Origin of the sequence: Micromonospora sp. NPDC050695 (genome assembly GCF_040654415.1) — a bacterium.
Classification (GTDB): Bacteria; Actinomycetota; Actinomycetes; order Mycobacteriales; family Micromonosporaceae; genus Micromonospora.
The window spans coordinates 1-8662 of sequence record NZ_JBFAHZ010000094.1 but is presented as its reverse complement, the minus strand read 5'-3'; the positions used below and the strand labels follow the sequence as shown (position 1 = coordinate 8662).

At 67.7% G+C, this 8662-nt stretch carries 5 protein-coding genes and 2 pseudogenes; 3 read left to right on the top strand and 4 right to left on the bottom strand.

What is annotated here, in order from left to right; translation table 11 throughout:
• Positions 1-203: 203 nt before the first annotated feature.
• The 3 genes and pseudogenes from AB0H52_RS30985 to AB0H52_RS30975 all read left to right on the top strand — a co-directional run.
• A pseudogene (locus tag AB0H52_RS30985) lies at positions 204-2762 on the top strand (Tn3 family transposase); the annotation flags it as partial.
• A 100-nt stretch (positions 2763-2862) separates the two neighbouring features.
• Positions 2863-3081: a hypothetical protein gene (locus AB0H52_RS30980; protein ID WP_357951820.1), complete on the top strand. Its 219-nt coding sequence runs from the start codon at positions 2863-2865 to the stop codon at positions 3079-3081.
• Between the two features lie 132 nt (positions 3082-3213).
• Positions 3214-3795: a hypothetical protein gene (locus AB0H52_RS30975; RefSeq protein ID WP_357951818.1), complete on the top strand. Its 582-nt coding sequence runs from the start codon at positions 3214-3216 to the stop codon at positions 3793-3795.
• A 237-nt stretch (positions 3796-4032) separates the two neighbouring features.
• Here the strand turns inward: AB0H52_RS30975 and AB0H52_RS30970 are convergent, their stop codons facing one another.
• From AB0H52_RS30970 to AB0H52_RS30955, 4 genes and pseudogenes are all read right to left on the bottom strand, one after another.
• Positions 4033-4629: a recombinase family protein gene (locus tag AB0H52_RS30970; RefSeq protein ID WP_357951816.1), complete on the bottom strand. Its 597-nt coding sequence runs from the start codon at positions 4627-4629 to the stop codon at positions 4033-4035.
• A gap of 181 nt (positions 4630-4810) precedes the next feature.
• Positions 4811-5272 carry a hypothetical protein gene (locus AB0H52_RS30965; RefSeq protein WP_357951814.1) on the bottom strand — a complete coding sequence of 154 codons (462 nt, stop codon included), beginning with the start codon at positions 5270-5272 and terminating at the stop codon, positions 4811-4813.
• Positions 5273-5396: 124 nt separating this feature from the next.
• Positions 5397-5813: pseudogene (locus tag AB0H52_RS30960) on the bottom strand (AAA family ATPase); the annotation flags it as partial.
• Positions 5814-6905: 1092 nt separating this feature from the next.
• Positions 6906-7457, bottom strand: a complete 552-nt coding sequence (locus AB0H52_RS30955) for a hypothetical protein (protein WP_357951812.1) — start codon at positions 7455-7457, stop codon at positions 6906-6908.
• Positions 7458-8662: the final 1205 nt, after the last annotated feature.

Here is an 8662-nt window from a genome sequence, read left to right as displayed (position 1 = left end):
CCTCAAGCGATACCTGGCCCGCGAGGTCTTTACAGCCCTGCTGAACAGCCCTTCTATCGCAGCCATGACCCCTGCTGGGACTGCTTCCAACCTAGGACTTGACGCATAGGAGCATCGCTAAGAACTGAGGGTTGATCAAGCTCTGATCTGGCCCGTAGCGTGCCGTCCCGTTCGGTGACGGTCGATGCTCGGGTGGTGGGGTTGTGGCGACTCAGGACGTGTTCTCGGCAGAGGATCTGGTGCGGCTTCGGGGGTTCCCGGAGATCAACCGGGCCGAGCTGATCAGGTACTTCACGTTGACCGGTGCGGACGAGGCGTTCGTGCGCCAGTTCCGTACGGGCCGCAACGTGTTGGGTGTGGCGGTGCAGTTGTGCACGCTGCCGTGGCTCGGGTTCGTGCCCGATGACGTCGCGGCGGCACCGGCGGCCGTGGTGGGCCGGTTGTCGCAGCGGCTCGGGATCGCGATGGGTGAGCTGCGGGGGTACGGCGAGCGGGAGCAGACCCGGACGGGGCATCTGCGGGAGGTGGCCGGCTACGCCGGCTGGCGGTCGATGGACACCGCCGAGTGGAAGGACCTCGACGAGTTCCTGTTCGCCCGGGCGATGGAGCACGACTCGCCGAAGCTGCTGTTCCGGCTGGCCTGCGAGTATCTGTTGTCGTCGCGGGTGGTGCGGCCGGGGGTAATCCTGTTGCTGCGGCGGGTGGCTGCGGCGCGGGCCCGCGCTCGGGGTGAGACGTGGTCGCGGGTGCGGCATCTGCTGACCGATCGGCGGTGCGCGGAGCTGGACCTGCTGCTGGTCCCGGACGCCTATCTCGGCCGGACGCCGCTGGCGTGGCTGGGTGTGGGGCCGACGTCGTCGAGCCCAGCCGCGGTGAAGGCCGAGCTGGAGAAGCTGACCTACCTGCGCCGGTTGGACGCGCACACCCTGGATCTGTCGATGCTGCCGGCGGAACGGCGCCGGTTCCTGGCCGGGGTGGGCCGCCGGTTGACGGGGCAGGCGTTGCAGCGGCGCGAGCCGGAGCGCCGGTATCCGATCCTGCTGACCCTGCTGGCGCAGTCGGCGGTCGACGTGCTGGACGAGACGCTGCTGCTGTTCGACCAAGCGATCAGCGGCCGGGAAGCGGCGGCGAAGCAGAAGGTCGTCGAGGCCCTCGCGGAGCGGGCGAAAGGCGGGGAGAACCGGCAGGCGCTGCTGGACGAGATCCTGACCATCGTCCTCGACACCGGGATCGGCGACGAGCAGATCGGCGCGCTCCTGCGCGGTCGGATCGGGATGGACCGGATGCGGGGGGCGTGGGCCGAGCGCCGCGAGCGGCTGCCACGCGACCACGGCCAGCTCAGCATGTTGGACGCGTCGATGTCGTACCTGCGTCAGTTCGCCCCGGCCGTGCTGGGCGCGGTCCAGTTCGCAGGCGGGCCCGGCACCGAGCAGTTGCTCCAGGCGGTGAGCGTACTGGCCGAGCTGTACGCCACCGGTGCCCGCAAGGTCCCGGCCGGTGCTCCGGTCGGGTTCGTCCCGACGAAGTGGGCCGGCTACCTCGTGGTCGCGGAGCAGGCCGGTGACGTCACCGCGTACCGCCGCTATTGGGAGATCGCCGTGTTGGTCGGCCTTCGGGACGGGCTGCGCTCGGGTGACGTGTTCGTGCCCGGGTCGCGGCGGTACGCCGATCCGGCGTCGTTCCTGCTCACCCCGGCGGCGTGGGCGCCGCAGAAGGTGGAGTTCTGCCACCTGGTCGGTAAACCGGTCGAGGCCGCCGATGCGCTCGCGCAGGCTGACGACGAGCTGCACGCCGCCCTGACGGATCTGGAGACGCAGTTGGCGAAGGGCAATCCGGGTGAGGTGCGGCTCACCGACGACGGGGAGCTGATCATCCCGCCGTTGACCGCCGAGGACGTGCCCGCCGAGGCCGACGCGCTGCGCGCGGAGTTGGCCGGGATGCTGCCGAGGGTGCCGATCGCGTCGGTGCTGGTGGAGGTCGACGCCCGGACCGGGTTCACCGATCACCTGGTGCACGCCGGCGGGAAGGTGAGCCGGCCGGCGGAGCTGAAACGCAACCTGCTGTACGTGATCATCGCCGAGGCGACGAACATGGGTCTGTCGGCGATGGCCGAGTCCTGCGGCGTGCCGTACGACGTCCTGGCCTGGACCGCCGAGTGGTACTTCCGCCCGGAGACGTTGGAGGCGGCCAACGCCGCGGTGGTCAACTACCACCACCGGCTTCCGCTGACCCAGGCGTTCGGGTCGGGCACCTTGTCGTCGTCGGACGGGCAGCGGTTTCCGGGCAAGGGCAAGTCGATCACCGCCCGGCACCTGTCGCGGTACTTTGCCCGCGGGCAGGGTGTCTCCACCTACACCCACGTCTCCGACCAGCACTCGACGTTCGACACGAAGGTCATCGTGGCGACCGCGCCGGAGTCGCACTACGTGCTCGACGGGCTTCTGGGCAACGAGACCGACCTGCCGACCTTCGAGCACGCCACCGACACTCACGGCGCGACCCTGGCCAACTTCGCCCTGTTCGACCTGGTCGGCAAGCAGCTCTCGCCGCGCATCCGCGACCTCGGGAAGATCACCCTCTACCGGACCGGCCCGAACGCCGACTTCCTCGCCCGCTACCCACGTGCGGGCGGCCTGCTGACCCGGCGCCTGAACACCGACCTGATCACGAGCACCTGGGACGACCTGCTGCGCGTCGCCGCCTCGGTGCAGGGCGGCCACGCCACCGCCGCGCTGGTCGTCGGGAAGCTGTGCTCCTCCAAGGCCCCACGCTTGTGTAGCTGTCCCAGCACCACAAATATTTGATCTTGATAGCCGGCCTCGGGCGTTCGGTGCCGTGTGGAGGCGAGGTGCTGGACCGGCGATGGCCAGCGCCAAAGCACGCCGCGTCCAACCGCTGCGCCCCTCCGGGCAGGCCACCGACGCTGGCCGGGTATTGACCGCGCGATGGATGCACCCGAACACCGCGGCGTTGGTCAGTGGGGTGAGCACCGGCCACGCACCGCCGACGCGGGCGCTGCACCGCAACATCGTCGATCTGATGCGGATGACCGATCAGGTCCAACGCCCGACACGCCTGTGACTCGACCAGCCAGCCCATCTCCTGGCGCAATCACGAGGACGTCGACGTCATCGGCGAGATCGACACCGGCGACACCCCCTACAGGGAGGCCGTCGTCAACTGCGTGGTGAACTAGCGGTCTATCATTCGACGATGACACTGCAGCCCACTGACGAGATCTCTGCTGCGCAGTGGCTGTGTGCGACCGATGTCGGCCCGACGCGGTTGATCACGTTCGGGCCGGCCTCGTTCCCCGCCTACGCACGTCTTCGCTACTTGCCTGATCCGGTCCGTCCGGATATGCGCGAGTCGGACATGCAGCTGCCATCTCACCGAACCACCGAGATCGACATGGCCCGAACGGCGTTGGAGGCCCTCGCCGCCTACAGCTCCTCCACACGCGACTGCTATGTCTGCGTGTGGGAGGGCGGCGCGACGTTCCGGAATCCTGCACTGACCGACGGACCCATGGTGGATCTCCCGCACCGGCGATACGTCTTGTTCACCGGCACCCTGGACGACTTGACGGGGTGGAGCGATCTGTTCGACTCCGAGGCCCACTCAGCGCCGGCATTTGTCTGGCCGGCGGACCATGCGTGGTGTTTCGCCAGCGACGTCGACCCTCATTGGGCTGGTATCGGAGCCGACCGTGGGGTTGTCGACCGCCTCGTCGCGGACAGGGACCTCGACGTCGTGCATGCGGACCCGGAAGAGCGGCAGCCGACGTATTACTGAGATGAGCTGTCAAGTGGTTGCTGGCGGGTGCCGTCCAGCGTCCGTAGCTACCGGTACCACCCCTATTACCGCGCGGTAATAGTTAATAGTTCTCCACCTCTGACGGGAGGGCTAGATGTCGGCTAGATGACGCGGAACAGGTCGGCCGCGCTAGTGGTGTCGATGAGTTTGTCGATGGTGCGTAGGTTGTCGCAGAGGGCGTCCATGACGCTGCCAGCGGCGGTGGTGGCGATGGCGTCAGCGTGCCGCTCCCGGCGTCGCGGCCGCGGCGCGCTCGATCGCCCGGTAGACCGTCGAGCGGGCCACGCCGAACAACTCCGCCAGCTCGGCGCTGGTGTGCTCGCCGGCCTTGTGTAAGGCCACCAGGTGGGCCTCCTGCTTCGCGCTCAGCTTCGGCGCCTTGCCGCGCAGCCGGCCCTTGGCCTTGGCGATCTTCATGCCTTCGCGCGTTCGCAGCCGGGTCAGGTCCGCCTCGAACTCGGCGATCATCGCCAAGGTCGTGAACAGCAGCTTGCCCATCGCGTCGGTCGGGTCGTGAATGGACCCGCCGAGGTTGAGCTTGACCTGCCGGGCGGTCAGCTCCGTGGCGATGTCGTGCGCATCGGTGACCGAACGAGCGAGCCGGTCCAATTTCGTCACGACCAGCTGATCGCCGGCCCGGCACGCCGCGAGAGCCTCGCGCAGACCCGGCCGGGCCCGGTTGGTTCCAGTCAGGCCCTTGTCGACATAGATCCGGTCGGTGCCGACACCGAGCTCGGCGAGCGCGGCCAACTGCGCGCTCAGGTCTTGCTCGTCGGTGGACACCCGGGCGTAGCCGATCTTGAGGCCGTCCATGGGGGCACTGTACCGTTTGGCCCCCGTTGACCGGGCATATCACCGGGCGGGTCTTACGGGATTCGCCGACCAGCGGCGGAATGACCTGGTCGCCCACCTCCGCAGGTGCCCGGTGGACGATCCCCTAACGGGACACCAGCTCAACCCCCGCCGGCCGCCCCCAGCCGCCCACGGAGATCAACTAATTGGCCCCTGGTGTCTCGGTTCTTACCAACACCCCGAGTCGGCCGGCCAGCGAGGCGACCTGGTTGGTGAGGTCGGCAGCCTGAGCGCGGGCCTCTCGCTCGGCCGCTCGGGCCGTGGTCAGCTCCCCGCGCAGTTCCTGCACCTGCCCGTCCCGGTCGGCCAGCCTCGACTCCGCCGACGTCCGCCCCGCATCGGCCTGGTCCCGCTCCCGCTCCACCCGCCGCAGCTGCTCGCGGGCCTCCACCACGGCGGCCTCGGCCGTCTGCCGCGCAGCGGCCTGGTCCCGCTCGCGCTGGCGAACGTCGTCCAGCTCCCGCTGCACGGCCTCCACCCGCTGCACCGCATGGTCCCGCTCCCGCTCGACGGCGCGCAGCTGCGCGGCGACCTGGTCCCGCTCGGCGCGGCCCTGCTCGACCTCGCGGCCGCGCTGGTCGAGCTGCCCGTTCAGGTCGTCCACCTTGGCCCGAACCTCGGTCAGATCTCCGCGCAGCTGCTGCCACCCACGCCTCGTGCTCGATGACCGCCGCGCAGCTGACCTCGATGTCGGCCTCCCACAGCCGGGGCGCCCGGCCCTGCTGCCGGGCTCGCTGCCGGTCCAGGCACGTCTCCAGTGGGGTGCCGAACACCACGGCGGTCGCGGGCACCTGGTGGCGGGCTGCGGCCGAGAGCAGCTCGGCGCGCTCGGCCCGTACGCCGTTGGTCGCGTCGACCACGGTGGTCAGCCGGCGCGACAGACGCGTGTTCACGATCGCGGGCCTGGCACCCTGGCAACGTGTCTCATGAACCAGTTGCCGTCTCTTCGTCGTTCTAAGCCTAGATGTCCCTACCGGAACCGGAGGTACCCCATGTCCGATGGTGCGAAGAGGTCTCGAGAAGAGGTGACTGCCCAATGGTTTATTGATCTGAGGACGACAGGCTATAGCTGTCGTGACGCGATATACCGAGAAGGCAATGACAACGCATTGGATTCGGTGGCGACTGGGCGATGGGTCGCGCACCTTACCTCGCTCGAGGTCGCCACCGATATCCACAAAGAGGTCAAGCACGTCTTGGAGGAAGCGGCAGGAAGTCCTTATAACTCTCTTAAGCGATTTGCGACACAGTTTGTGTGGGCGCTAGGGGCTGAGCTGGATAGAAAGAGAATGCAGCCGGCGTCTGTCAGCACTGCTGCGCTCCTCGCGTCATCGAATCGGAGGAATGCGCCCGGACCACAGCCTCCAGCGGCAGGATCGTCAACCAGCCCTGCGGCCGTGTCAGCTCAGACGCCAGCCGGCCGTGCCCAGTGAACGGGGGGCGATTTTACTCTGCGGAACACAGCGATCAACCTACTCCGCCTTACGACGTCAGAAAGCAGTGCCCGCCGGAACCCAAAAGCTGGCGCGCTGCGCTACGAAGGGATCGATAATGCACAAACGTGTAACTAGTACCCCAAGTATGGTGCCCGATTCGCGACTGGTAACTCAGCAAGACCTGGATTGGTCCGCTGCCTATACGCAGGCGGTCTGGCGCCGCACCGGGCTGCCCGTGCCGCCGAATACCCCGATCTACCGCGACCAGCTGAACCGGGAACGCGCAAATCCGGCCGCCCTTCCTCAACGGTTCTATGACGCACTTTCCGTGCGAATCGAAACCGCGAGAGTCAGCAGAGACTCTGATGCCCGTACTTTCGCCGCCAACTTGCACGGAGCTGGCGGCCCGCCGCCTCCTCGCGACCCGGCAGCGGGTGACGCGCCTCCCGGACATTCTGCCGCGCTGTCAAGCCTTGGGCAGCCGAGCGCCAAGGTGCCTTCTCGGTGAGGGGGGGGATGCTCAGGGCCATTGCGGGTTGTCGGGTAGGGCTCTGACCTGGGAATCGCGGAACTCCACGGGCACAGCCAGACAACGTACGCGCCCTCACTCCACGCCCACCGACCGGCATTCAAGATCATCCCTGGCGTTAATTCCTGTACCGATCTTCCTCAGCCCCGGAAGCCCCGGCAGTCAGATGCTCGCAGCCGCCGGCGACCGCTCCGACAGACTGCCGGTCGGCTGACAGAACGGCTCTGACCTGCGCTGTGAGTCGCTGTGAGCGTGGATAGCTAGCCAGGTAGCTAGCCGTCGGCTATCCGGCGAGCCCAGTGGGCAGGCCGCCGCCGGGCTGTGTCACCTCCGGCCAGTCGTCGGCCGCCGCGATCGCGCGGGCGGCGGCGTGGTCGCCTCGGGGCGGCCGCGCGGGCTGCGGCGAGGGCGGCGTGCCGAGCGGTGCCGCCGCTGGCGCGTTCGGCGCGGGCCGCGGCGGCGCGGTCGTTCCAGCCGGCGCGGGTCGCGGCCAGCTCGGCGGCCGTCGTGGCCGCCTGGTCGACGACGTCGCGCCGGCGCGCGGCCGCCACCTCCTGGACGTGCTGGTCCCAGCGGCGGGCCGGGTGCGGTGGCTCGTGCTCGCCGGTCAGCGCTTCCTCGAGCAACACCACCAGGTAGCCCAGCGGCCGCAGCGGCGCGTCCAGCCGGTCCCGGCCGGCCCGGGACCGGCCGATCGCCTCCAGCGTCGCCTCGACGGTCCAGTCGGGACCGAGCCGCGCCCCGATCGTCGCGGCCACTCGAGGTAGCGGCACGCCCTTCAGCCACTCCAGGGCCCGCTGGGCCCGCCGCCGGCCAAAAGGCATTCTTTTCCTCCAACTCTTGCTCCGGCAGCGCCGCCCGGTAACGCCGCCGCCAACGCCCCGTTAGAGCGGTGCCCTGGTCGCAGCGGTCGGACGCCCCGCCCGACCATCGCCGGTCCAACACCTCGCCTCCACACGGCACCGAACGCCGAGACCGGCTATCAAGATCAAATATTTGCGGTGCTGGGACAGCTACCCAAACACGGGGCCTCTTCGGCGTGGCCCGCTCGACGGTCTACCGCGCGATCGAGCGTGCCGCGACCGCGGCGCCGGCGCCGACAGCGGCCCGCTGACGGGGATCACTCTGCGACACCACGAGGGGCCACCTCACCGCCGGACTGCGTGATGCCGCCCTGGCGGACAACCGTAAGCGGGTCGCGCGGGTGATGCTCCGCTTCGGCATGCGAGGACTTGCGGCTGCGCCGACGCGCGCGTACGACGGTGCCGGACCCGGCCGCGGGGGTCGAGGCGCCGACGAGACACCCGGTCAGTCATGTCACATGAACCCGGGGCCCCTGGATTTCGTTTGACTCTGTAGCAGGGCTCGAAATTTTTGCCGATCAGTCGGGCTCTAAATATCATAGGAGTTGGTTAACTGCATGGCTGCGCCAAGTGATCCAAATGACACACAGGAAACGGTAAATTTCGCCGACAATCTCTACCATAGGGCAAGGCTCGCCCTCACTCCACGCCCACCGACCGGCATTCAAGATCATCCCTAGCGTTAATTCCTGTACCGATCTTCCTCAGCCCCGAACCTTCCCCTGCACAGCCCGACAATAATGAGACGGGAGATTCATGTCTACGCAAGCGTCCAAGGATTCCAGGCAAAACCATTCCGCCAGGAGAAACAGAGGAATCAATAGAGTTTTCCAGCTTGATGAATTCATGACACTTCATGAGCGAATCCCGCTACCAGAGGGCAAATGCATAGAACCCGAGGAGGACGTCTTGTATAACGCACTCAGCTCTTTCGGGTTGAGCCCCATTGAGAACATTAACATTCGCCAGCATTTTAAGAAGCTGCTGGACAGGCACAAAATCCCCTACGAAACTCTTGCCGACGGCAATCTCCACATTAATGAGGAGTGGTTTAAGAAGAAGAGGCGGTCACAGGGCTATTGCGTTCTGGGGTAACTGCTGGTCACAGCGGTTATGAGGTCGTGTGAGCGACGGTCGGCGCGTCGGTTGGCGCGGGCGATGTTGGG

Excerpts from the sequence above, each read along its gene's own strand:
- AB0H52_RS30980 (WP_357951820.1), top strand. The coding sequence starts at position 2,863 with ATGGCCAGCGCCAAAGCACGCCGCGTCCAACCGCTGCGCCCCTCCGGG.
- AB0H52_RS30975 (WP_357951818.1), top strand. The coding sequence starts at position 3,214 with ATGACACTGCAGCCCACTGACGAGATCTCTGCTGCGCAGTGGCTGTGT.
- AB0H52_RS30970 (WP_357951816.1), bottom strand. The coding sequence starts at position 4,629 with ATGGACGGCCTCAAGATCGGCTACGCCCGGGTGTCCACCGACGAGCAA.
- AB0H52_RS30955 (WP_357951812.1), bottom strand. The coding sequence starts at position 7,457 with ATGCCTTTTGGCCGGCGGCGGGCCCAGCGGGCCCTGGAGTGGCTGAAG.